The organism is Variovorax sp. LG9.2, from assembly GCF_035018885.1.
Lineage (GTDB): Bacteria > Pseudomonadota > Gammaproteobacteria > Burkholderiales > Burkholderiaceae_C > Variovorax.
Genome location: NZ_JASJXB010000006.1, coordinates 1 through 24,410, shown reverse-complemented (window position 1 = coordinate 24,410; position 24,410 = coordinate 1). Strand labels below are relative to the sequence as shown.

The following is a 24,410-nucleotide window of genomic DNA, read 5'->3' as shown; positions in this document are numbered from 1 at the left end:
TTCCGAAAGAAGGGCAGCGTCAGCGCTGCGATTGGGATTGAGATTGAGATTGAGATTGAGATTGGGATGAAGACGCAGAACCGGCGGCAGCGAGTGCAGCAGCCGCTTTCGCTTCGCGCTCCCGCAACTCTTCGGCAGGCTGCACCGTCACGCCGACATGCAGCGTATGCCTGGCGCCGCCGTGCAGCACGCCGCGCATCGGAGACACGTCGGAATAGTCGCGGCCCAGCGCCAGCGTCACATAGTCTTCGCCAGGCTGGCGACCGTTGGTGGGATCGAAGTCGGCCCAGTCGCCAGCGCTTCCCGCGCCGTCGCCGCGGCCCGGCAGGTACACCGATACCCAGGCATGCGAAGCGTCGGCGCCGATGAGGCGGGCCTTGCCGGGCGGTGGTTGCGTGAGCAGGTAGCCGCTCACATAGCGCGCCGGCAGACCCATCGTGCGAAAGCACGCGATCATGATGTGCGCGAAGTCCTGGCAGACGCCTTTGCGCTGCGCCAGTGCCTCGACCGCGGGCGTGTTGATCTCGGTGCTTTCAGGCTCGTAGTCGAAGTCGCGGTACATGCGCTGCGTCAAGTCCATCGCGACGTCGAAGGTCGGCCGGCCGGGCACGAAGCTGGGCCGTGCATAGGCCGCGAAATTGTCGTGACGCGGCACGTAAGGCGACGGAAAGACAAAGTCCGAGGCGGCATCGAAGGTCGTGCCCTTGCGGTAGATGAAGCGCTCGCGGACCGCTTCCCAAGCCAGGTCGCGTGCCACGGCCGGCGAGAGCACGGGGGTCTTCGTATCGACCACGCTTTCAGCGATGACGACCAATTCGTCGTGCGTCGAATCGAGCGCAAAAAATGCGCGTGCGTTGCCGTACAAATCAGGCAACTCGCTGCGTTGCGCCGGCTCGGGCGTGATGCGCAGCGTGTGGCTCACGAGCCGCTGCGACGCGGTGGCGAGCGGCTTCAAGTGCGCAAGGTGCTGCGCCGTCTCGACGGGCGGCGTGTAGTCGTAGCGGGTTTCGTGGGTGACGTGCAGCAGCATGTTTGGCTCCGGTGCGTTCCGGCTAGGCTCCGACGGAGCGAAGCGATTCGGACGTCAGGGTGAAGTAGCGAATGCCGATCGCGTCCGACACATGGTAAGCCGCCAGCTCGCACGCGCCGAACAGGTCCACGAGGGCGGGGTACTGGGCCTCGGCGCCGGCTTCGCACATGCGTTCCAGCGTCCAGCTGGCGGGGTCGGGCAGCTCGTAGGAAAGGGCACTCAGCTTGCCCGGTGCGCTGCCGGCCAACTTTGCAATGCGGCCCCGCAGCGTCTGTGTGACCCATGCCAGCGAGCGCGGATTGTCCCCGTCGAGCACCAGCAGGTCGACCATCGTTGCAACATCGCGGCGCTGCTGGTAGCGCGCATGAAAAGTGATGGTGCTGTCGAACAGGGCGATCATCGCTTCGAAACCACTGATCTCGTGGACGGCGCCGTTCGCAAAGCCGGATGCGAGTGCGCTCGACAGGAATCCCAGCCGCTCGATGTGGCGACCGATCGACAGCAGGCGCCAGGCATCGTCGCGCGTCATGCGGTCGGTTTGCGCGCCGGTCATGGCTGCGAGCGCTGCGCTGGCGGCTTCGAGTGATCGCATGGCCGCGCCGGTGGCGTAGCTGCCTTCGCCGACTTCACCCGCCTGCTCCACGCTGCGGCGCAGGAATTCGTCTTCAGCGCGAACGATCTGGTTCCAGTGATCTTGCGACAGACGTTCTCGCACTGCGGCGGCCGATTCACGGATGCAGCGGAGACTGAAGCCGACGCTTCCGCCTTTGTCGACGTTGCCCAACTCGGCGATGAGCGCGCGTTCGAACACGCGGCGCGATTTGGGAGCGCTTGGAACGTCGCGTGGCACCAGTGCATTGCGCAGCGCCAGGCGATGCAGCCAGGCGAGGAGCGGGCGCGATGACTGGTCTTCGCCGCGCAGCAGATCGAGGGTGAGGCGCGACAAACGCACGGCGTTTTCGGCGCGTTCGGTGTAGCGGCCCAACCAGAACATGTGTTCGGCGGCACGGCTCGTGACCGGGGCCCGATGGCGCGCCAGCGACGCGGGCGTGGCGTGCGGTTGCAGCAGGGTGGTCCGGTCGACCTCGCCGTGCGTTTGAACCCAGACGTCGGCACTGCTGCCGCCACGCTGCATCGATGCGATTTGCGCGTTGGAGCCGGTGAGCCTCGCCAGGCCGCCTGGCAGTACGCGCCAGGACTGGGCGCCATCGCTCACTGCGAAGACGCGCAGCAGCATGGCGCGCGGCGCGATGTGGCCGGGGCTGAGGTCGGCCGTCCAGGTCGGCATCTGCGACAGCGGAAGGTAGCTTTGAACGGTGTGCGCTTCGCCCTGTCGCACGATGCGGCCGGCCCATTCGTCGAGCTCGCGGCGACCCAACTGGCTGCCGAGCACTGCCTCGAAGGTGGTGTGCGCGTTGGAGCCGGGGTAGGTGGGCTTGATGGCGCAATCGCCAAGCTGCGGCAGCACGGCTTCCATGGCCGCGCGCTCGCCGCACCACCAGGTCGGCAAGGCGGGGAGCTGCAGCTTTTCGCCGATGAGCCGACGGGCCAGTGCGGGCAAGAACCCAAGGAGCGCCGGCGATTCGAGGAACGCCGAGCCCGGCATGTTGGCGACGAGAAGGTTGCCGGCGCGAATAGCCTGTAGCAAGCCCGGTACGCCGAGCGTCGAGTCGGGGCGCAGTTCGAGCGGGTCAAGGTATTGGTCGTCGAGCCGCTTGATGAGGCCGTGCACCGGCCGCAAGCCTTGCAAGGTCTTGAGATAGAGCCGCTGGTCGCGCACGGTGAGGTCGCTGCCTTCGACCAACGTTACGCCGAGGTAGCGCGCGAGGTACGCGTGCTCGAAGTAGGTTTCGTTGTACGGGCCGGGCGTCAGCAGGGCGATGTGCGGCGGCGCGCCCGCGGGGCACATGGCCTGCAGGCCCTCCATCATTGCGCTGTAGGTCGAAGCCAGTCGCTGCACGTCGAGCGCTTCGAACGCCTGCGGAAACTGACGTGAGATCGCGAGCCGGTTTTCGAGCAGGTAGCCGAGGCCTGAAGGCGCCTGCGTGCGCTGCGACACGACCCACCAGTTGCCGTCGGGGCCGCGAGCGAGATCGAACGCGGTGATGTGCAGCCATGTATCGCCGGGCGGTTTGACGCCGTGCATCGGCCGCAGGTAGCCCGGATGGCCGCGCACCAGCGCCGCCGGCAACAAGCCTTCTGCCAGCAATTGCTGCGGACCGTAGACGTCTGCCATGACGCGATCGAGCACGCGCACGCGTTGCAGCACGCCGGCCTCGATCTGCGCCCAGCTTTCGGGCGAGACGATGAGCGGAAACAGGTCGAGCGACCAAGGCCGCTGCGGACCGTCGGCGTCTGCATAGACGTTGTAAGTGACGCCGTTGTCGCGAATCTGCCGTTCAAGACTGACGGCGCGGCGCGGCAGGTCGCTGAAGCTGCCTGAACCCAGGTTCTCGAAAAACTTGCCCCAGGCCGGTGTCAGCGGCGGCTTGTCTTGCGGTCCTGCGGCTTCTTCAGGCGCCGGCACTGGAGGCGCGGGCTGAGCCGACGCCGTGTCGTACAGCGGTGCGCCGGGCGGCGGGTTGACGGTTCGCGCCGGCGTCGGCCGCGTGGCCTCGCCTCGCAACTCATCGTAATGACCGGGCGCGGCCGCAGGCGCAAGCGATGAGGCAAGCGCGGCGGGTGATTCGAGCGCTTGCGCGCCGAAGAGAGATTCGTTCAGAGGTTCCACAGACTGTGGATTGTCACATCGCGCTCACTTTGATGGAGTGACCACTAAACGAAATAGCCGGCTGAAGTGTGGCTAGACACAATCAACGACGCAGATCGAGCGTGAACGGGAACTCGCGGCTGCCCGCCAGTTCGATGGTCGCTGGCGGCGTATTGAGCACGCCGGGGGTGTGGCCCATGCGCGTAAAGCGCGAGTGGCGCCGGCTCTCGGCCTCGTAGGCATTCACCGGAAATGTCTCGTAGTTGCGACCACCCGGATGCGCCACGAAGTATTGGCATCCGCCCAGCGAACGCTTCATCCAGGTGTCGACCAGGTCGAAGGTCAGCGGTGCATGCGCGCCGATGCTCGGATGCAGCGCCGACGGCGGATTCCAGGCCTTGTAGCGCACGCCGGCCACGAACTCGCCGGTGGTGCCGGTGGGTTGCAGCGGCAGCACCTTGCCATTGACGGTGATGACGTGGCGGCTCTCGTTCAGGCCGGTCACGCGAACTTCGATTCGCTCCAGCGACGAGTCGACATAGCGAACGGTGCCGCCCGAGGAGCCTTCTTCGCCCATGACATGCCACGGTTCGAGCGCGTTGCGAAGCGACAGCTCCACACCCATGGCCTGAATCTGGCCGACCAGCGGAAAGCGGAACTCGAGGTGCGGCGCGAACCAGTTCGGATCGAACGGAAAGCCGGCTTGGCGCATCTCGCTGATGACGTCGTCGAAGTCCATCTTGACGAATGTCGGCAGCAGAAAGCGGTCGTGCAGCTCGGTGCCCCAGCGCGTCATCGGCGCCTTATACGGCTCGTCCCAGAAGCGGGCGACGAAGGCGCGAATCAGCAACTGTTGCGCAATGCTCATGCGTGCGTGCGGCGGCATTTCAAAGGCACGCAATTCCAGCAGGCCGAGGCGGCCGGTGCTCGAATCGGGCGAGTAGAGCTTGTCGATGCAGAACTCGCTGCGGTGCGTGTTGCCCGACACGTCCACCAGGATGTTGCGCAGCGTGCGGTCGACCAACCAGGCCGGCATGTTCTCGCCGTAGATCTCGCGGTTTCGAGCGATCTCTTTCAGCGCGATTTCAAGCTCGTACACCTGATCGTTGCGGGCTTCGTCCACACGCGGCGCCTGGCTTGTCGGGCCGATGAACATGCCCGAGAACAAGTAGCTGAGCGACGGATGGTTGTGCCAATACAGCAGCAGGCTGGCGAGCAGCTCCGGTCGGCGCAGGAACGGGCTGTCCGCCGGCGTGGCGCCGCCCATCACGAAGTGATTGCCGCCGCCAGTGCCGGTATGGCGGCCGTCGGTCATGAACTTCTCGGCCGACAGGCGTGTCTCGAACGCGGCGTTGTAGAGGAACTCGGTGTGCTCGACCAGTTCCTTCCAGTTGCTGGCGGGATGGATGTTGACTTCGATGACGCCCGGGTCGGGCGTGACGGCCAGCATCTTCAAGCGCGGATCGCGTGGTGGCGGATAGCCTTCCATGACGACCTGCACGCCGAGTTGGGCCGACGTCGCTTCGATGGCGGCGACGAGGTCGAGGTAATCCTCGAGGCGTGCCAGTGGCGGCATGAAGACGTACAGCACGCCCGATGCAGTACCGACCTTTTCAGCGGCCGGGCCATTGGCGCGGCGCGGGTCGCGCACTTCGACGCAGAGCGCGGTGCGCGTGACCCAATGGGCCGACTCGCCGCGTTGCGGTTGCCGCGTGGCGCCGGGTGCAACGGACGCGGCAGCAGCACTGGCTGAAGCGGCATCGACCTCCGCCGCAGGGCCTTCACCGGCAGCAGCGGCGGTCGTGGCCTCTGCGCCGGTGGCCGATGCCTCAGCGGCAGCGCTCGCACCGTCTGCTGCGGCAGCAGCAGCAGCATGGCCACCAGCGCCTTGAAAGCGCAGCTCCGGCGCGGTAACCGGTGGCGCGCCGAAGACATAGGGCACGGCACCCAGGTCACCTGTCGGGGGCTCAGAGCTGGTCGCGTAGCGTTCGCGGTAGTCCGCTGAAGTCGGCAGCGCGGCGCGCGGTGCTGTCGGATCGCGTTCGATCAGGTATGGGTAGTCGCCCTTGCTGGCCCAGGGCTGCGAATCGAGCGGCAAGCGGTAACCCATCGGCGAGTCACCGGGGATGAGATACAGCCGGTCGTCACGCAGGAACCACGGGCCGGTTTTCCAGCCCGGTCCCTCCAGCGGCGGCGCATCCTTGTCGGCGCTGCCGGGCTCGATCGGCAGCATGTAGCCGATGACCGCATCGAGCTTTTGGGTGAACACGCGGCGCAGGCGCACGCGCTCCAGTTCGTCGTCGAGCTTCGACTCGAACGGGTCGACGTTGACAGGCAGCCGACGCTCGCGCCAGAGATAGTAGTAAACGTCTTCGTAGCCCGGCTGCATGTAGCGCTCGGTCAAGCCCAGCTTGTGCGCCAGTACGGTGGTGAAGCGGCGCGCGTCTTCGCTGGTGTAGTGCGTCGGCACGCGTTCGTCGGCGAAGAGTTCGGGGTTGTGCCACAGCGTCTCGCCGTCGCCACGCCAGAAAATCGACAGTGCCCATCGCGGCAATTGCTCGCCGGGATACCACTTGCCCTGGCCGAAATGCAGAAAGCCGCCTTTGCCGTATTCGGCACGCAGCTTTTGGACCAACTCGGTCGCGTAGCCGCGCTTCGTCGGGCCGAGGGCGTCGATGTTCCATTCCGCCGCATCGCGGTCGCTGGTCGCCACATAGGTCGGTTCTCCGCCCATCGTCAAGCGCACGTCGCCGGCTTGCAGCCGCTTGTCGACCGCATCGCCGAGGGCCAGCACTTCGGCCCATTGCTCTTCGGTGTAGGGCTTGGTCACGCGCGGCGATTCGTAGATGCGCGAGACCTTCATTTCATGGCCGAATTCGACCTCTGCATCGTCGACCACGCCTTCGATCGGCGCGGCACTCGACGGCGTCGGCGTGCAGGCGAGCGGAATGTGGCCTTCGCCGGCGAGCAGGCCGGAGGTGGCGTCGAGGCCGACCCAGCCTGCCCCCGGCAGGAACACTTCGCACCATGCGTGCAGATCGGTGAAGTCGACCGTCGTACCGCTCGGGCCGTCGAGTGCTTTCACGTCCGGCGTGAGCTGGATGAGGTAGCCCGAAACGAAGCGCGCCGCCAGGCCGATGTGACGCAGCAACTGAACCAGCAGCCAGCCCGAATCGCGACAAGAACCACTGCCGTTGGTCAGCGTTTCTTCCGGCGTTTGCACACCGGGCTCCATGCGAATCAGGTAGTTGACGTCCTTCTGCACCTGCTGGTTGATGCCGACCAGAAAGTCGATGGTGGGCTGCTCTTTGCGATCGACTTTTTCAAGATAGGCCTCGACCAGCGGTGTCCCCGGGTCTGCGACAAGGTAAGGCGCAAGTTCGACAGCCTGCGACTCGGTGTACTTGAAGGGGAAGTTCTCGGCCTGCGGCTCGAGGAAAAAGTCGAACGGGTTGTAGACCGCCATTTCGACCACCAGGTCGACCGTGACCTTGAATTCGGTTGTCTTCTCCGGGAACACCAGCCGCGCCTGGTAGTTGGCGAACGGGTCTTGCATCCAGTTGACGAAATGCTCTGCAGGCTCGACCTGCAACGAATACGAAATGATGTTGCTGCGGCAATGTGGTGCCGGGCGGAGCCGAACGACCTGCGGCCCCAATTGCACCGGACGGTCGTACTTGTAATGCGTGACGTGGTGAAGTGCGGCGTGAATAGACATGTTTTTTGGGCGCCGGAAGCGTCGAAAAGTGCAGGCTGAGAGGCGGTTGAGCGAAGGCCTCGTTCGAGACGCATACTAGCCGAGGTCAAGCAATTAACGCGCCAAAGAGCGCCTCAACGAGATTGATCAGGGAGTGATTCAAGTCATGCCACAGGGAGTGGATCTGAGCACACGCGTGCGTCGGTTTTGTGGCGCTGCGGGTGTGCGTTCGTGAGCGCCGACGCGGAGTCGGACACGGGGGTGCGCGGCCGCGGTGCCTTTGCCGCACTGGCGGGTTCGGTCGCTGGCGCTGTCGTGCAGTTGCAACAGGGCGAGCTCTGGAATGCAGTTGTTTACGCGGCTTTTCTGGCTGTCGGCGTGGTCGGGTTGTGCCTGATGGCACGGATTCGAGCGGACACGACCAGGCTCCGCAGTCTCCTGCTCGTCATCGCGTGTGCGGCGGGCATGCTGGCCGGCGCTGGGTCCGCCGGATGGCGCGCTGCAAGCTATTTGCGTGACGCGCTCGCCCCGGCACTCGAAGGCCGTGATGTCGTGGTCGAGGGCGTGGTGGCGCAGATGCCGCAGCACAGTGAGACGGGTACGCGCTTCCGGTTGGAAGTCGCATCGGCACGATGGGCCATGCAAACGTCCGCGCCCGCAAACGACGACGACTCGTCCGGACCGACACGGGCCACACGGACGGCACCGGCCGCACCTGTCGTGCCGCCGGGCATCGCTCTCGGTTGGTATGCCGCCAACACCTCGGCGTGGGGCAATGCATCCGACGATGGCGCGCGCACCCGACCTGCGGTTGCACCCGGCCCCCTGCACGCAGGCGAACGCTGGCGCATGACCGTGCGGCTCAAGGCAAAGCATGGCAGCTCGAACCCGCATGGCTACGACTTCGAGTTGTGGATGTGGGAGCAGGGCTTGCAGGCCAACGGCTACGTGCGCACCGGCGCGGGCGATGCGGCCCCCTTGCGCCTTGCCGATACATGGCAGCACCCGATCGAGCGTGGGCGCGAGTCGGTGCGCGATGCCGTGTTCACGCACGTGCCGGATCGCAAGTTGGCCGGCGTCATCGCGGCGCTCATCACCGGCGATCAGAACGCGATCGATCGAGCCGACTGGGATGTCTTTCGTGCCACCGGCGTCGCCCATTTGATGAGCATTTCAGGTGTATATGTCACTTTAGAAATAGCACATTTTTCCATCTGGACTTGCGGCGTGACACCCAGTGCGCTCGGTCTTATGCAGGTGTAGGTCTAACAACGAACTCGATATCGACACATCCAGGAGGCTCTGGGCATCAGGCAATTACGTTGTCATAGGCCTCAGCAACTCCATCAGCTAACAGGCCCATGTAGACGCGCGTTTGGGCTTCGGAGGCGTGACCCAATGCTTGAGAAAGGATATAGAGCGGTACCTTGTGGATCTCATGCTGCGCTCGGACCCAGGTCTTGCGAAGACTGTGAGTCGAAACCCGCTGTGCGTTCACACCGGCGTCGCATGCAATTGACTTAAGCATCCGACCTACCGATGCAACGGTGAGCGGGCCACGCTGACCGGAGAACACATAGTCAGAAGTAGAAAGAGTTTTCCAAGCGCGAAGGTCAGCACTCGCGACGAGATTCAAGACGATCCGACGGATTTTTCCTGTCTTTTTCTCACGCAAAAGGATGGCGAAGCGACCAGCAGAATCTTCGAGGTCACTCCATTTGAGTGCCAGTAGGTCACCGGCACGCAGCGCGCAGTTCGTTCCCACAGACCAGATCGCGAGATCTCGTGGACGGTCGCGAAGGTAGTCGCGCACCCGCATTATGTCGTTTCCTCGGATGGGGTCGGTCGTGACGATCCGGCCTTTGTGTGCGGGCTTATGACCAGGGTTGAACATTGCAGTAGACGTTGACAGTTGTTCAGTCAATCGTAATCAAGGCCCTCAAAAAGTACACAAGATATTGAAGAACACTGACCCGGGGTGAAGCAGTTCTCAAGGGAACACAAGGGGTGTAACGTTTGCCTAAAAAATAGGCACTCGACCCCCGTCTTGATTCAATAGCCAGTACCACATCGTCGTGGTGTTTAAGACTGGAAGAATCAAATGGCAACTCAAGTTCAAGCTACTAAAGCACCGTCTGCACCAAAGGTCGCAAAGGCGCCTATCGCCACGGTTCAGCGCGTGACCGAACAGATGAAGCGAGCCGCTTTGCAAGGGAAGATCAGCAACGAAGACCTCGACGCGATCTCTAACCTCGCGGGCGCGCTGAAGACGTTCATGTCCGCATGAAGTTCGACACCGGGAATTGCTATGCGACGCCCGGAGCGCTCGACGCGATCGAGCGTGCCGGGGTGTCGTTTGCGGAGTTGCTCGGGCGCCATGTGCGCGGCGACTGGGGCGACCTCGGCAACGAGGATCGCGCGGCGAACATACAGGCGCTTCGCCATGGGAGCCGCATCTTCTCGGCGTACCATCTCAAGAGCGGTGCCAGAGTCTGGGTGATTACGGAAGCGGTCAGCGATGACGGGCAGAGAGCGAGCACGACGCTGATGCTGCCGGCCGACTACTGAGGGCGCTGAATGCGACAGCTGCAAGCGAAGCAGTTGGAGTTCATGCGGCTTCTGATGTTCTGCGGCCGTACTCCCGACGTTCATGCTGGTCCCTTATGGGAGAACCATCTCACCTTGTAGCCCTCCCCCTTCCAGAGCTATCTGGTGAGTATTCGGAAGGTCGCGCCCTGTTGCACCGCGAACGATCGAGCAGCCTTGAACTTCGCTTGATTGACGATGTAGCGGAAGCGCTCGTCTTGGCCCGCCGTGGCCGCTAGGACGAGGTGCTTCGCCGGCTTAATCTCAACGATAAACTTCATCTCCTCACCGCCACGTCCGCTGCACTCCACCCAAAAATCCGGGAGGTATTTGCTGACGCGGTCGGGCCAAAGTGGGTTCAAGTAGGGGATGAAAAACGGCTCGTAGTTCCAACACATGACCGCTGGATGCAGATCAAGGTGCTCCATGAAAGTGATCTCCCATGAGCTGCGGGCGCGAAGGTACGACAGATCGCCGGTGTACCTGGATCGGTTGACCGGCTTAAACAGGTAGCGATCGGTTTTCATCTTGTCATCAGTGTGTGTCGTGCCAATTCGCGCCGACCTTGAACTCGGCGGCGATCGGGCACTTGAACAAAAAGAACGTGCCGGCCCGCTCTGCGCACACGACCACCATCCTTCCGAAGTCGTCAGCGATATCAGTCCTCGTAGCCCACTGCAGTTCGTCGTGGATGTAACCAAGCAGCACGAAATCGCCATCCCAGCCGTGCCGAAGACCGCGCCGTTCAGCTTCCAGCACACACTCGACGAGCCATCGCTTGCTGATCAAGGCGCCTGCGGATTGCAGCTTGGTGTTCAGCGCGGCGTGCGCGCTGCGCACGGGCAAGTGGCGACCGTCGAGACCAGTGAGAACACCCCGCTGAGCTTCCAGCGCGATGGACGCCTTCAGGAAGCGTAGCGCCGGGGTTCTGGAGAGAAACGTCTGTCGCAGGCGCGCGCCAGCTGCTCGGTCAGCACCGATCACTTGGCCAAGGCGCTCGTCACCGGCACCGTACAGAAACGCATAGATGAACGTCTTTGCGGCATCACGGGTCGGCAGGCCCGCCGTGTGCTGGTTCTCGGTGTGCACATCCCCATAGAGGATGGTCTCGACGTACTTGCAGTGGTCCCAGGGAGCCATGTAGTGCGCCAGGCAACGCAGCTCGATGCCCGAGAGATCAGCACCGACGGCGCTGAACCCCGGCCGCACTGTGAAAAGGGCCCGGCACTCAGGGCCATACGCTGTGTTAGAGGAGGGCACCTGGGCGATGTTGGGACGCGCGTGCGTGCAACGGCCCGTCACCGCGCCGTTTGTGTTTATCGACCCATGGAGATGCCCATCTCGCACCAGCTTGAGCCAGGCCTGATTGCCTTCAGCCAACTGACCGAGACGCTTGTCGACGGTGAAGTATCGGGACAGGATCTTCGCCTCGGGAAAATGCAACGCGGCCAGGATGTCGTCATCAATCTTGACCGCGCCCTTCGTCGTCTTCTCGGTAGGTACCCACCTGTACTTGGCGGTTAGGCGGTCGGCAATCTGCTTGCGGCTGCCAGGGTTGAAATCCTGGATAGTGGCCTTGCCAGCCTTTTCGACTGTCAAGGGCGGAAACGCCACCTGCAGCTGCTCGCTGATGGCCGTCCGCTCAGCGACGAGCTTAGACGTCAGCGTCGCGGCCGTCGTCTCATCAAAGGGCCAGCCAGCGCGTTCCATTTGGGCGCAGGTGTGCGCCACCGCGTGCTCCAGCGCGATTGCACCGCGCGGATATGGCTGGCGCGTGAGGAAACGCATGAGCGTGTGCGCGACATCAACGTCCTGCGTGCAGTAATCGAGCATTTCGGGGACAAAGACGTCCCACCTGCGCTCCTCATCGTCAGCACCGAAGTCACCCTTGCGATTGCCCAGTCGCCAGCCCCAAGCCTGCAGTGAATGGCGGCCCCGAAGGGCCTTCGGGAACCGCGTATTGCTTGGCGTGTTGCGGGAGATCAAAACATCGTCCTGCGCCCCGATATCGCTCCACATCACGCGGGCAAGCACCAGCGAGTCGACCAGTGAGGCGTCGAGAACGTTGAACCAGTCGTACAGCCTTTTGAGTACCGGGATGTCGTACTTGATGATGTTGTGGCCAGCAATCAGTTCGCCGGCCATGGTCGCTTCCATTAACGCGCGCACGCCGTCCTCCAGCGTCTCACCAGCGAACTGATCCCTCCGGCCCGTCTTTGTGTCCATCATGACGATGCAGTGCACCTTCGTGACCATGTGGAGCAGGCCATTGGCTTCGATGTCGAAGAGCTTCATGGCTTGGTCACCTCCGCGAAAAACTCGTCGATGGTTTGAATGGTGAGTGGCACCATCTGGCCAGGTTGCAGGGGTTCGTCCGGCGGTGGCTGCTGTGGGAGAGCCTGCGGCGCTGCGGGCTCGTCATCGGACCAGCCAGCGATGATTTCAAATTGCGCGTCGCTGATCGGCGCGTCAAAGCGCGCGCTCTTCTGGAGCGCGGCGAGCATGTCCGCTGGCTTTGGCAACGCAACGTAGATGGTGTGCTGCGCGCGCGTGACGGTGTTTGCGCCATAGGGCAAAAGCAGGCCTTTAATGCGGTTGCGCGCTGGCACGTTCGCATATGACGCTTTGCACAGCTCCTCAAGCACAGCGTAAAAGTCAGCGAACAGAACCTCACGCCTCCAGGTGAGTGGCAAATCGATTTCTTGCCTATCGCCACCACCGATCGACACCGAGCTGTGGCGGTAGAGCGTGAGGTTCTCGTCGCGCAACCACTCCCACCACATCGCCGTGATCGGGTCATCCTTGTACAAGCCGCGCAGCTTGGTGTCGAAGCCGGTGTCCTGCATGGGCAGTGCGACCGGATCGAAAGCGGAGATGTCCAATGACATCAGGTGGTGCTTGAACCAACTGGCGTAGTTCGGCTCGGCGCCAGGCACTTCGCCGTTGTTACCGATCTTGTCTGCCAGCGCTTTGAGCTTGGCTGCCGGTACCCCAGCTTTGCACTCCATGATGAGCCAACGCCGATCGGCCAGTGAGGCCGGCACGGCGCTGTGCATGTTGTTCGATGTGATCAGGACACGGGCAAAGTTATCCACCTCGAAGGCGTCAATGCCTTTCTGTTCAACCCGCAGGCGGGGCTCGGTGACCAGCTTTTTCATAAAGTCGGACTGCGAACGGTCACCGGCGAAAGTGGCCTCGTCAAAGACGACTAGCACCTTGTTGGCAAGAGCGAAATTGAACGACTTCGTGTCGGTGCTGGAGGCGGTGGTGTTGCAGTTCCGATCGCCGCCGAGGAGAACGCGTAGGAAGTCCATGAAGACGCCTTTGCCCGTACCTTGACTGCCGATGATGGCGATGCCCGTCTTTGGACGAACAGCAGGCTTCTGCATCATGTGCGCCAACCACTTGAGCAGGTACTCAAAGTAGGCGACGTTTTCGTTGCAAATGTTCTCCAGCAGGTGGCCGAAAATGTCTTGCAAGGCGCCGGAGTCCGGGGGTTCGATCGCTACGACGGAGACATCCTTGTACATGTTCAGCTTGTCATTGACGATCTCGGGACCGCCGGGCAGGTAGCAGAAGCCAGACAGGCGCCCGACCTGGGTCGCCGGCTGCCGACGCCAGGCAGCCAGAATGTTGTCCCGGTACATCTTCGCGTTGCCAGAATCTGAGACAGTCGGATAAACGATGGCAGTGGGGATATCGGCAGCTGCAAGCATGTCGATGACGTCGCGATCGGCACGGTACGTTGTCGGCAAAAACCGGTTCGGGTCAGAGCCAGGCAGCGCGCGGATCAGGAGGTATTCGTCCTGGCTGCGCTGGGCCGTCTTAAACAGACGGAAGTAGGTTGAGATGAGGCCAAAGACCTCTCGCTCAAGTAGCGTGTACGCCTCGGTTGCGCTTTCAGCGCGCAGCACTGTTTTGGACATGACAAATCGATCAGGAATCAGGTGAATGACTGGGGTCCACTGGACGCGGCGCGCTGGGTCGCGAAGGAGTCAGAACGCGCTCCGGAGGCAGCGGCGCCGGTGGTGGTCCACCCCGGCGGCCGACGTGCTGTGTCCGAATTCCGGCGGGGCAGATTGGGGCGCACGCGGGCGCAGATACAGACGTAACAGGACGGCCGCAGTTTCGACACCGGGCGATCCGACACGCGTAGGAGGCGCATGCCGGATGATCGGCATGGCTAGCGCAAGGCCGCGCTGGCGCGGCCTAGGACGAAAAAGCGAATTTGTGGCGCATTGCGCACTCCCCAGTGCTGTGCCGACCAGGGTCGGACAGTGGGTCCCGTCTGTGACAAAGGGGCGGTCCAGACAGTACTTGGACTATACGTCGACTCCACGCGCTGCGCAAAGAAAAATCCACATTGACGGAGTGTCTGCGTGAAGTAGAAGCGCGAGCCGTTGCGCGAGCCTCGCGTTATGGCGGGCAGCGGGCGCGTACGCCGTGCAGGGGAACATCTGCTAGCCGGATGAAGAATGGCGGCATGGCAGACGTCAACGCGCAAATTGCGTTTGCTCGTGCATGGCAGTCGACCTCCACACGTTCTGAGCTCAACGCGTGGAGGTCGATGGCGCGTCGAGCTTTTCGCGCCGCTATACATACAGAGTCAGCATTGGGAAGCGCTGTCGCCGACATCTTGCCGGCGCATAGCCGTACTGCCTAGTGAGTGGGCTTTCCTCTGCTGACCCTGGTACTTGGCGGCGCCAGGCCACACGACGGAAGACAAGAACATGCGCCTGACACTGACCACATACGAGCCCAACTTCAACGACCCCCGCGTTCGACGGCGCGTTACGGCAGTTCTCGACTGGTGTTCCCATCACCTGTCCGAGAAAAGGGCAATACCAGTTCATCACGACGTGCTTCACCGAGTTTTTGGCAATGCAACCAATCAGTTAACAAAGTTCTTGCGGGCGAACCTGCTAGTTTTAACGGGGAGCTACCAGCCCGGTAAATCTTCTTACAGTTACCTTCGAAAGCAGATTGGCTTCGACAAGTTACTGCACAGCACACAGCATATGGTTGCTACAAGTGCCATAGATTCAGAGCCTGAACTGCGGACCTTGAAGTTCGAGTACAGCCTCAAGTCGGATCGGTATTTTCATCGGTTGCAGCAGTTGCCGTCTGGAGAGAAAAAGGCTTTTTGGGCTGACTATCTTCCTTTCGACTATGACATTGAGGCATGTGCACCGACCGTTCTCTTTCAACTTGCGCGTAGGGCGGGACTTTGCGCGAGCTTGCTCCTATGCCTTCAGAGCTACCTGCACGACAAGGCGATTCTCAGAAAGCACGTCATGGAGCTGACGGGACTTTCCATGAAGGAGTCAAAGCGCCTGATCAATAGTCTGTTCAATGGCGCTCGCTTGGCCCGCAGCCGATACTGCGCCATTTTTCGCATGCTGCGTTGCGATCGAGCAGCTATGGAAAGCTTGCAAAGCTGCGCCGAAATACGACGCTTGCGCTGGGAAATCGCACTCGTGTGGAACCGCCTTGAACAAATCGAGCAGGACAAGGAGAGTCCGACGACGGAAGGGCTCTCCAGTTCCAGTGCGCCGCCTTGCAAACGGAGGTTTAAGACTGGCTCGCAAAAATGGTGTTTTTACTTTTCTCAAGAACGCAAGATCCTCGATGCCATCGTTGATGAATTGAGTCGAGCCGGAGTCAGACATTTCACTGAGCACGACGGATTTCGAACCGACCGCCCGGTAGACGCTCGGATGGTCGAGGGCGCGGTCTTTAAGAGAACCGGCTTTTCGATCAAACTTAAGTCAGAGAGCAACTGGCCGGGCGCGCCGTATGCGCGCGCCAGATGAATGCTTGAGGTACGGAGGCGCCCACCTGGCTGATCAAGGTACTAACGCCGAGCAATGATCCTCTGAATTTTCATGAGATCCTTATATTGCGATTCATCAGCGCAGTGGAAAGGCGGTGGCCTAGTCGTTCAAGCGAGTACTTTTCGCGCACCAAGCTTTGAATCCGTTGCCTGTCGTTGAGCGAGGTCGTTTCGAATCTGCTGCCCCACTCGAGAATCAGTTCCTTGAAACTTTGCAGGGCAGGCGGCACTTCCATTGCCATCACCGGCACGCCATGCGCCATCGCCTCCATCGCAACGTGACAGTACGTCTCTTTGCGCGAGGATAGGATCAAGGCGTCGGCGCCGGCCGGCACCTCCATAATCTCGTCGTGGCTGGCGTCTACAAACACTTCTGAGCCCAGCGCTCGAACTTTCTGCACCTGCTCAGCCTGCCCGCCTTCAGATTTCGTCGTGAAGACGAAGTGCGACAGTTCAAGCTTTCTCGCCATCCGGCTCGCAAGCGGCAACCGCTTTTCCCCACCTGGCCGGCCGACAGAGACGACGCAGACGCCGCTTTTCCTCGGTGCCGCAATGTTTGGCGGACAAATCGCTTCGTCTAGCCTGTCGTCGAACATGTCAACAGCGAGATAATTAGCGTTGCCTACGACTCGCTTCCCAGCCTCGCCAAATCGACTCGTGCTGTACGACTGCGGTCCGACCTTTGCCCATTGCCGCTGCAGCTTGAAATGATTCTGTTCGGAGAGGTACATGGCCTTTCCGCCCAGGTGGCGAAGCAGTTTCAGATGACCGAGCAGTCGCATTCCGGCCTGTGCGGACACGTACCACGGGGATCCATTGTGGTTTACGTAAGTGCAGCGACGCAGGATATCCGGCGGCATCCGAAACGCGGTTGGCGAATCCAGAGGGTGGTTCAACAAGATCACGTCGTAGTTGGCGCCGACCTTTGCGAGAAATTGATACCAGAGCCGCATATTCAGCCGGCCGCGTCGACCTGAAAGCACCGGCGACCTAATGTGGTCGCCCTTGACGCTGTCGGCGGGGACCACAAGGTCGACCTGATGACCGGCAAGCCGCAGGGCATCAACTGCAAGGTAGGCGCTGCGCTCACTGCCACCGGTGATCTTGCCGGTGTAGGGCTCCTGGACGATATGTTCTACAAGAATTTTCATGCGCTCATCGTCCTGCGAAAACAGGCGTCGGGCGCGTCTTTGTGGATCAAGATTTGCATTCACCGAGCACCAGTCTTGTGGTAACCAGCCCGCAATTATTGGATGCAGCAAATCCGCGTCAACATCCAACCAGCGCCGGCTCGGCGACCGCACCAAGCCTTGTTTGATCACGGCCTGACTAAGGTCCGTCCGAGGCTAGCGACTACAGCTGTTATGCAGGATCGCGTCGAACGTCTTGAAGCTAAAGTTCCGAGGAATGCATCAATATCCACTTTCGTGGAAACGATCGCCGACGCCTACAGCAACAGACCCTGCCTTATTGATGTTTGCGCTATTGACGATTAACGACTTAATCTTGTACGCGTTCAACCACTCACCGGTAACAGATATCCACCGATGTACAAGGCGATGGCAGTTCGCACAGAGAAGCGCGACATCGTCAAGCTTGGTCTTTGATTCACCTGCTTTCGCCAAAGGCAAGAGATGGTGTGCTTCAAAAGCCGCTAGCGCCAAGCGCTCATCGCCGTTCAAAGGAATCCAGCCGCAAGCATCGCAACAGACCCTTCCAGTCTTCGCTCGTTTGGATAAAAGCGCCTTGCGAAGTTTGGGAGACCGCTCGCGCCGGTGGTGAACGGCCGTTAAGACGCCCCCCTCAGGAAATACATCCTCAATTTCAGCTTTGTCGTCACTCAGACTGTTAAGCGACGCGACCGCCAAAATCGCCGTGGCAATTTGCTTTACTTCTCCTGGCTTGTCACCATAGGCAGCCCACACTTCGCGGTCTATCCGTGAGACATTCGCTAGTCCTTTTCCAGAAGCCACCTGTTTGATGTTTTGAAGCTTAAAGGAAACACCATCTGGATTCCGGAAGGAACCCACTCGGCTGCTCGCTGGGTGAATCACGAGACCGCGCAAGATCTTCGACAAGTGCTTAACTCTTGGATCCGAGCCACTCGGAATGGTTCCGCCACATGACAGGTACAGATCGAGCGCAAGTATTACTTCGTCGCGACTCCAATCCGGGTTGCCGTGACCCTGCGTTTTCGCCATGCAATCTCCTAATGAGGCGTCTATCGCACCTGGTTATTGACCTTGAGGTCTACTGCGAGCGCCGCGACCGTTTCCTGTTTGTGAGCCTTTTTCAATTGGCACTCCCAAACGGTGAAGACCCGCCAACCAAGATCACGAATACCCTGTTCCTTACGCTTATCACGCTCGCGATTGGCCTCAATTTTCGGGAGCCAGTAGCTTTCATTGCTGGAAGGCGCTCGGCCTTGGCGGCAATGGTGTCCGTGCCAAAAGCAACCATGCACAAAAACCGCAGCTTTGAGCTTGGGAAATGATAGGTCTGGTGTCCCCGGGAGACGCTTGTCACCGATTACGTACCGAAAGCCCAGTTGGTGCAGGGCTTTGCGAAGGGTCAGCTCGGGTTCGGTGTCCGACCGCTTGACGCGCTTCATGAGCGCAGAGCGGCGTTCGGGCGGCAAACTGTCCATCGGGGCCTACATGCGCAGCATCAGGGGTAGCGTCGCAGCGTAACCGAGCAGAGGAGGTACGGCGTCGCCGATCCACTTTTGAAGAGCGGTGCGGCTTGGTGGTTCCTGCGGGTCGACAACAAAATTGAACGTGTCGGGAAAAGTCTGTATGCGCGCTGCCTCATGCGGGCTGATCACTCGACGGCGGAGTGGATGGATGTGACGACCGCGCCCCGGAGTCAAGAACCCGGTAGTGATCGTCTGTGCTGGTTTACCCCAATGCATTCGACCGTAAACCGACGGGTACGTGTTCCCGTTCTTGTGCGAGTCAGGTCGTTCTTTGTCCGGGAGGTCATAGAGGTCGTGCTCGAAAAGGTGTTGGATGCGCGCAGCATTCTCGGCAGACATAATCGGCGTTTTGTCCATGATTGAGACGCTAAGTTCCTTGGGGTCGCGCATTAGATCGTGGATGGCCCACGACACGGGCTGAGGTGGCTGCTTCAATGCCTTTGCGATGTCCTTAATGTGTACGGTACTTTCAGAAACGGCAATTCGCGACGCAATCAGGAAGTATCGCTTTCGTGTCTGCGCGCCACCAAGGTGGTCAGTCGCTAGGACACCGCTGTCGATCCACTCGTAGCCGGACGCTTTAAGAAGCGCCTTAGCGGTGTTAACCACGTTACTTTTGTCGTTAACGACCTCCGGCACGTTCTCCATCACGATGGACTTGGCGCGCAGGCCAACACCCAGCGCGACTGCGGTGATGTAGAGCAGATTACGGGGATCCTCCCGCCGCGTTTTGTTATTCAAGTTTGAGTGTCCTTGACAAGGTGGGCCAGCAAGAAAAACGTCTATTTTTCCAATCTCAGCAGCGAGTTCTTCATCAAGAATTTCTGGTTCATACGCGAAGCAAGATGACTCGCCTTCTCCCCGCACGCGCCAATCAACCAGGCTTGATGCATTCGTGTGCATCAAAAGCTTAGTCCCGAAGTTGGCTTGGTGCACGGCCAAGCCGCCGCTGTCGACATCAATTGCAGCGACGGACTCTAGCCGGCGTCCAGTTGCGATCGCGGCTTGAGCTGCCCCGAGTGTCAGCCCTCCACACCCGCAGAATGCGTCAACAGATCTCAGGGGCGGCATCGTCGCGCCCGAGGCGTCCGGAAAAACTTTTGCGCCCCGGAGAAAGCTCTGCCACCAAGCCGCTGATGCTGATAAGTTTTTGTCAGCAATGTTCTCGACCGCAGAACTACGAACGCCGTATGCGGCGTTTATCTTGCGGACAACCTTTGAGCCCTCATAGGCGTAGACCTCTATCAATTCGCTATTCATTCGGCCGCCAAAACTACGGCTGCCTCCGTCTCGATTACGTATCGGCAGTCGTCCTCTGCGAGGATTTCTAGAAAAAGATTGGACTTCATGCGGCGCAGCCTCTTCACTAGCTCGCGAATTTCAAGCGTCTTGAGCCGCGGTTCAGTGAGGTCCTTGTTAGGGTATTGATAGCGGAGCAGCGCGCGCGAGAAGTTGCGCGCGTTTGCGTACCCCTGACGGAACAGATGACTCCGATAGAAGTCGATCTGCCCCGCGTCAGCCAAATGATAACGATCCTTTGCGTCTGCGTCGAGCACAAGCTCAGCTCTAAGCCATAGCCGATAGATGAGGTTGTCGGACCGCGAACCGATCCCATAGTTGTCAAGCTGCGCGAACGTGTCGCTTTTCCGGTTCTGGTACCGGTACCGCCACTCGACAACCTCAGGAAAATGAACGACTGCAAGCCAGACCCAAAAGTCGGGATCGATCAGCATCTCGGTCGAGTTCGGTATCGCTGCGTGAACGATCCTGGACGCCCTTGCCTCGAATGTATTGGCCGCGGGATCCGTTTTAGACGACAGGCCATTTGGCAGCTTCGCGCACTGGCGTTCAAGATGCTCCCGCAATGGCTTGATGAACCACTGATCAAGCTCCGTCCCGGAGCCACGGTGCTGAACTATTGAGTCTAATTCCGGCTCAGTGCCTTCACGCTTTGCGAGTAAATACCTTGTCGCATCAACGGCTGTGATGATGGGGTAGCGCATGCTTTAACCTTCTTTGATGAAACGGACGGTCTGCTCGCTTGAGTGCAGAAGCGCCTTTAGCTTCGCCATGCCTGGCTGCATCGCGAGTTTCTTGAGCTCTGCAAAGCTCGTTTTTTGCACAGCATCCAAACGCTTCATGAACGCCGAGAGGGGGCTCAGTGGCACCACATCATCAGCGTCTTGCCATTCGTGAAGGCTCGACGCAACGATTTGGGCAGTAATCTCGGCCGCAAGCGCTGCTTCAATCGGCTTTGCCAGTCTCTGACTCGATTCGAGAGTCAGCTTGCGGTGAACGTCAGAGTGCACGCGCACATTCGCCAGCGGGCGGTCTTTTGCCGCGGGGTCATTAAAGCCTCCGATGTAGTCCACCGAATACATGGTTTTCGCTGGCCAGCCCATCGCTTCCCAGTCCTTGTCACTCATCGGAATGACATTGAACACTTCGACAGGCTTCGGGACGCGGAGCGCAAAACTCTTCTTCGAGAGCCAGTGACCAAGGAGAAATGGGCTGCCAGGCGTCTTGGACAGCCTTTTCGCCAGGCACAACGCCACTTCAATCACGACATTGGACCCACCTCCGAGTTGCTCAAGCACCTCAGCTCCGACTGCGATCTCGTCAGGCAATGCATGTGAGACAGGGTACTGGCCGATCACGACCGTCTTCTTCAAAAACGGCTGGAGCACGCTAACCGCCAAGACTAGATCGCCTCTCTTTATGGTGCCGGTCAAGAGTGCAGGAGCTGATAGGTGTGGTCGAATTGTGATTGCTAGACGGCTTGCGTCAGACGGCTCAACCAAGTAGCTCATTTCGCCGCTGAATTCACCATCTTCAAAAAGTCGGATCTCTGCGGTATCCGTGCTGTTCTCGAGAGTTGCCGCACCAAAGAAAGGGCGGACGTCTTTCGAAGCAGACTTGCGCCAGGTGATCTTGCTCACAGTTCTGACTCCCGCTCAAAGTCAGGGCGCAGACGAACGGTCCAAGCTGCGTCGTAGGGGGCCGACTCAACCTTGAACTTCGCCTTCACATTTTTCGGCAGCGTGAAGCGATACACCAGGGGGTCGGACTCGTCGACTTGGGCTTTCACACCCTCAATTGATACGTTCAAATCAAGGTCTTCCCCTTCTTCGTTGTCGTCCTCCATCACGGGGCAGTTCAACTTCAGTCGCAGATCAACGGAATCAAGTTCTGAAGAACTGTCAAGGCGAATGGCGAAGGTGCTTCGAAGGCGAAGCTTTCCGTCGTCAGTCGCCTCGGCGTATGCCGGCTTCAAAAATTCCAAGTGCAGGGGTGATGGCGATGCGTCGGGGTTTTGACTTCCTGCGCCGCGAGGCCGAAACCAGCCTCCGAGTGAGCGTTCCAGTTGATTTAGCCGACGTTCTTTTGCCTGTGCGGGTGGTGAAGCTTCGCCTTGGAAGCGCCTAAGACCTTGTTGGATACGGCTCAGAATCGACCGCACCATCTTCTGCCTCTTGCCGCTTTCGTCACGAAGATTTTCTGAGTCTGGATCCCACCGGTCATGAGCCGGGGGCTCGCTCTTGCGAAGCACCTCTTCAACGCTTTTTTCGTCCGGCGCAAGGTAAACACCAACCACGGCCGGCAGCGCCTGAGACACAACATGGTAAGCGACGACCATGTGCGGCTCTCTGATGAGAGCAACCGCGTTGAGCCTATTCCCAGGAACTACCAGCGTGCCATCCTTTGCTACCGGAGCAACGACAAATCCACAGCCTCCCATCAGTACGCCATCTTCACGATTGAAGGCAGCGTACTTCTGTGTGCCGGACTTCGCCGCAGCGCGTCCCTTAGCAATCTCAAACGCTTCAATGAACGGACGCAATGCTTCATTTTTCTTTGGCTTCGGGTAGTGGGGGGTTCCGTCTGCGTCTAGAAACTCGACGTCAAGCTTGCCGTCCTCCAGTCGCGGCCACCACCACTCTTCAACACCCCTGATCACCGTTGTTGTGTCTACATGGGCATCAACAATCAGAATCGAAGTGCCGGTCTCGCCCGCCTTGCGCAGCTTAAAACCCAACTTGGTAGCGAGCGCATCGGCAGTTGCGTTCTCTAGTGGATCAATCACAACGCGGCCAAGGTCGTCCTCGCGGGGTTTTCCTCCGAGCCAAGCCCGGCCGCTGTAAGGGTTCTTTTTAAATCTGTGGCTGACGAAGTAGCCGCAGCCAAAGACACGCGTGATTTCCTTTCCGTTTTCAGCCTTAAACCTCGTGTAGGCGAAGATGGTGCGAATCTTTGAACTTGACGAATAGACCGACTTTCCGAAACCGTACGAACCACCTCGGCTTCCCTTTGCTGTTTCGACCTCTGATCGATCGCCCAGCGACAAGAGCAGCCGATAGAAGTTCGACTGTGAGTCGTGTGGCTCGCCAGTAAGTCCCACTGCGTTGTAGTCTTCAACGTAAAGCAATGGCAATGCTGCACGTGGCTTGTCGAGGGTATGCAGGCAGTTTGGGCTGGTGAGTTTCAGCTCCTCAATTCGCGCCGCTAGATCCATCAGCCCAGCCGCCTCCACGAAAGTGGCCTTCCGCGCCCCGCTAAGAGCATCAGAGCGAAATCTCACGGCGACTTTGTTGCCATTTCCCGCGTCGCATGAGTTTTGGATCGCTTCGCGTGCGAGCACGTGAGCCGGCGGCATGCCCGGTGATGCCAGCGTGTTTGCGTACGCCTCGCCCGCAGCGCCCCCCATCGGGTCGCTAACGTGGAAAAACCATCCCATGTTGTCCCTCACTTTCAGTCGAGTTTGAACTCGCTTTTGTCACGTTTGCTCAAAGCCGCTTGGAATTTGGCCCTAAGAAGCTTCACCTCACCATCAAGCGTGGTGAGGATTTTCTGCGCGTCGTCTTCCGAGTACGCGTAGTTGTTCTGGTTTGACAGATTCCCGATCAACCGGATCGTTTGAGCGGCCTTGGTAACCCTAGCTTGAGCCAGCTCGACAAATCGATCGCGTTTGTCTCTCATCGACAACCCTCATCGTTTATTGCTTACACGTTCAAAATGTAGCACACCTGCATAGGATACGGCAGACAAGCGTGTTGCGATGTCCTTAATAAGCTTCTCGCCGAACTCGGTTGGAGCGAGTCGCCGGCTTGCTCTATCGCTGCGTTCAGCACCGTACCGATCTTGAGCATGTGTTGCTGGATGGCATCGAATGCGACTTTGGAGAACGGCACCGCCCAATGTTGGGGGTACGACTTTCCGCGGTGCTCGAACGCCTCAAACTTCAGCCCGTGGGGTAGCTCGCTTTCCACAAAGCTCACCGATAGAGGTGTACCCACCACGCTGCGGTGCTTTGAGGTGTTCACCAGTGCCGCTACATGTCGAAGATCGGCGTTGTCGAGCATTCACTGAACCTCGTCTTTGAGGTCCCCGGATGAAAGCAACTTCTTCACGGCGTAAATGTTGACCTTGTCCGCGTCCAGCTGATCGAAGTTCTTGGCGAAGTAGATGACGTGCGCCAGCGTGTCCTCAATGGCGTGTACGCATTGAAGTAGGGCCACCAAGTTCGCTTCGACATGGGTGCGCCGATGGTGAAAGTCACGCGATTCGGCGGTATCGCTCCACATCAATTTGAACAGCACAGCTTCGGAGTCGGCAGTCTGGAGTTCCGTTCCCACAAGCCGTTCTACCTCGCTGTAGTGGCACTTCATGTACTCCTGGCGCTTCACGATCGACTGCGCCGACTTGCCCACCCTCATGGCTTGGTCGCCACCATGCAGCCGCTCAACCGTTGCTTGAAGCTCCTTGAGGTCCCATTTTGAATCGCCCCCGGTTTTTGAGGAGGCTCAACACTCTGAGAGGATTGAGCCATGAACAAGTCGAACAAGTTCTCACCCGAGGTCC

General features: G+C 60.0%; 21 protein-coding genes. 4 read left to right on the top strand and 17 right to left on the bottom strand.

Features of this window, described 5'->3' with window-relative positions; genetic code table 11:
- Window positions 1-19: 19 nt before the first annotated feature.
- From QN413_RS07955 to QN413_RS07945, 3 genes are all read right to left on the bottom strand, one after another.
- Entirely contained in the window at window positions 20-1,030 is a 1,011-nt protein-coding gene (locus QN413_RS07955) for a transglutaminase family protein (RefSeq protein ID WP_323496089.1), read from the bottom strand.
- Between the two features lie 22 nt (window positions 1,031-1,052).
- Window positions 1,053-3,761 carry a circularly permuted type 2 ATP-grasp protein gene (locus QN413_RS07950; protein WP_323496088.1) on the bottom strand — a complete coding sequence of 903 codons (2,709 nt, stop codon included), beginning with the start codon at window positions 3,759-3,761 and terminating at the stop codon, window positions 1,053-1,055.
- A gap of 82 nt (window positions 3,762-3,843) precedes the next feature.
- Window positions 3,844-7,458, bottom strand: a complete 3,615-nt coding sequence (locus QN413_RS07945) for a transglutaminase family protein (protein ID WP_323496087.1) — start codon at window positions 7,456-7,458, stop codon at window positions 3,844-3,846.
- A 210-nt stretch (window positions 7,459-7,668) separates the two neighbouring features.
- Between QN413_RS07945 and QN413_RS07940 the strand changes: the two genes are divergently transcribed.
- The gene (locus QN413_RS07940) at window positions 7,669-8,700 is read left to right on the top strand and encodes a ComEC/Rec2 family competence protein (RefSeq protein ID WP_323496086.1); all 1,032 of its coding nucleotides are present in this window, start codon (window positions 7,669-7,671) and stop codon (window positions 8,698-8,700) included.
- Window positions 8,701-8,746: 46 nt separating this feature from the next.
- Here the strand turns inward: QN413_RS07940 and QN413_RS07935 are convergent, their stop codons facing one another.
- Window positions 8,747-9,361 (bottom strand): tyrosine-type recombinase/integrase, encoded by a 615-nt coding sequence (locus tag QN413_RS07935; protein WP_323496085.1) that lies wholly within the window; start codon window positions 9,359-9,361, stop codon window positions 8,747-8,749.
- A 177-nt stretch (window positions 9,362-9,538) separates the two neighbouring features.
- Here QN413_RS07935 and QN413_RS07930 point away from each other — a divergent pair, with 177 nt between their 5' ends.
- Both QN413_RS07930 and QN413_RS07925 read left to right on the top strand, forming a co-directional pair.
- Window positions 9,539-9,724, top strand: a complete 186-nt coding sequence (locus QN413_RS07930; protein WP_323496084.1) for a hypothetical protein — start codon at window positions 9,539-9,541, stop codon at window positions 9,722-9,724.
- Window positions 9,721-10,005, top strand: coding sequence for a hypothetical protein (locus QN413_RS07925; RefSeq protein ID WP_323496083.1), 285 nt, complete (start codon window positions 9,721-9,723; stop codon window positions 10,003-10,005). Before QN413_RS07930 ends, QN413_RS07925 begins: the two co-directional genes overlap by 4 nt.
- Window positions 10,006-10,142: 137 nt before the next feature.
- Here the strand turns inward: QN413_RS07925 and QN413_RS07920 are convergent, their stop codons facing one another.
- The 3 genes from QN413_RS07920 to QN413_RS07910 are packed head-to-tail and all read right to left on the bottom strand — an operon-like array spanning window position 10,143 to window position 13,949.
- Window positions 10,143-10,550, bottom strand: a complete 408-nt coding sequence (locus tag QN413_RS07920) for a TnsA endonuclease N-terminal domain-containing protein (protein ID WP_323496082.1) — start codon at window positions 10,548-10,550, stop codon at window positions 10,143-10,145.
- Window positions 10,551-10,557: 7 nt separating this feature from the next.
- The gene (locus QN413_RS07915; protein WP_323496081.1) at window positions 10,558-12,318 is read right to left on the bottom strand and encodes a DNA polymerase; all 1,761 of its coding nucleotides are present in this window, start codon (window positions 12,316-12,318) and stop codon (window positions 10,558-10,560) included.
- Window positions 12,315-13,949 (bottom strand): primase-helicase family protein, encoded by a 1,635-nt coding sequence (locus QN413_RS07910; protein WP_323496080.1) that lies wholly within the window; start codon window positions 13,947-13,949, stop codon window positions 12,315-12,317. Before QN413_RS07910 ends, QN413_RS07915 begins: the two co-directional genes overlap by 4 nt.
- Before the next feature lie 804 nt (window positions 13,950-14,753).
- Between QN413_RS07910 and QN413_RS07905 the strand changes: the two genes are divergently transcribed.
- Complete coding sequence (locus QN413_RS07905) at window positions 14,754-15,836, top strand: hypothetical protein (RefSeq protein WP_323496079.1); 1,083 nt, start codon at window positions 14,754-14,756, stop codon at window positions 15,834-15,836.
- A 70-nt stretch (window positions 15,837-15,906) separates the two neighbouring features.
- Here the strand turns inward: QN413_RS07905 and QN413_RS07900 are convergent, their stop codons facing one another.
- The 10 genes from QN413_RS07900 to QN413_RS07855 form a co-directional block, all read right to left on the bottom strand.
- A complete protein-coding gene (locus QN413_RS07900; protein ID WP_323496078.1) occupies window positions 15,907-17,178 on the bottom strand; it encodes a glycosyltransferase in 1,272 nt (423 codons plus the stop codon).
- A 90-nt stretch (window positions 17,179-17,268) separates the two neighbouring features.
- Window positions 17,269-17,934 (bottom strand): HNH endonuclease, encoded by a 666-nt coding sequence (locus tag QN413_RS07895; protein ID WP_323496077.1) that lies wholly within the window; start codon window positions 17,932-17,934, stop codon window positions 17,269-17,271.
- Between the two features lie 143 nt (window positions 17,935-18,077).
- Window positions 18,078-18,503 carry a very short patch repair endonuclease gene (locus tag QN413_RS07890; RefSeq protein ID WP_323496076.1) on the bottom strand — a complete coding sequence of 142 codons (426 nt, stop codon included), beginning with the start codon at window positions 18,501-18,503 and terminating at the stop codon, window positions 18,078-18,080.
- Between the two features lie 6 nt (window positions 18,504-18,509).
- A complete protein-coding gene (locus QN413_RS07885) occupies window positions 18,510-19,811 on the bottom strand; it encodes a DNA cytosine methyltransferase (RefSeq protein ID WP_323496075.1) in 1,302 nt (433 codons plus the stop codon).
- Window positions 19,808-20,554, bottom strand: a complete 747-nt coding sequence (locus tag QN413_RS07880) for a DUF6339 family protein (RefSeq protein ID WP_323496074.1) — start codon at window positions 20,552-20,554, stop codon at window positions 19,808-19,810. Before QN413_RS07880 ends, QN413_RS07885 begins: the two co-directional genes overlap by 4 nt.
- A gap of 3 nt (window positions 20,555-20,557) precedes the next feature.
- Window positions 20,558-21,490 (bottom strand): hypothetical protein, encoded by a 933-nt coding sequence (locus tag QN413_RS07875; RefSeq protein ID WP_323496073.1) that lies wholly within the window; start codon window positions 21,488-21,490, stop codon window positions 20,558-20,560.
- The gene (locus QN413_RS07870) at window positions 21,487-23,286 is read right to left on the bottom strand and encodes a hypothetical protein (RefSeq protein WP_323496072.1); all 1,800 of its coding nucleotides are present in this window, start codon (window positions 23,284-23,286) and stop codon (window positions 21,487-21,489) included. Before QN413_RS07870 ends, QN413_RS07875 begins: the two co-directional genes overlap by 4 nt.
- 14 nt (window positions 23,287-23,300) lie before the next feature.
- Window positions 23,301-23,528 (bottom strand): hypothetical protein, encoded by a 228-nt coding sequence (locus tag QN413_RS07865; protein WP_323496071.1) that lies wholly within the window; start codon window positions 23,526-23,528, stop codon window positions 23,301-23,303.
- Between the two features lie 23 nt (window positions 23,529-23,551).
- Window positions 23,552-23,911, bottom strand: a complete 360-nt coding sequence (locus QN413_RS07860; RefSeq protein WP_323496070.1) for a hypothetical protein — start codon at window positions 23,909-23,911, stop codon at window positions 23,552-23,554.
- Complete coding sequence (locus QN413_RS07855; protein WP_323496069.1) at window positions 23,912-24,265, bottom strand: hypothetical protein; 354 nt, start codon at window positions 24,263-24,265, stop codon at window positions 23,912-23,914.
- Between the last annotated feature and the right edge of the window lie 145 nt (window positions 24,266-24,410).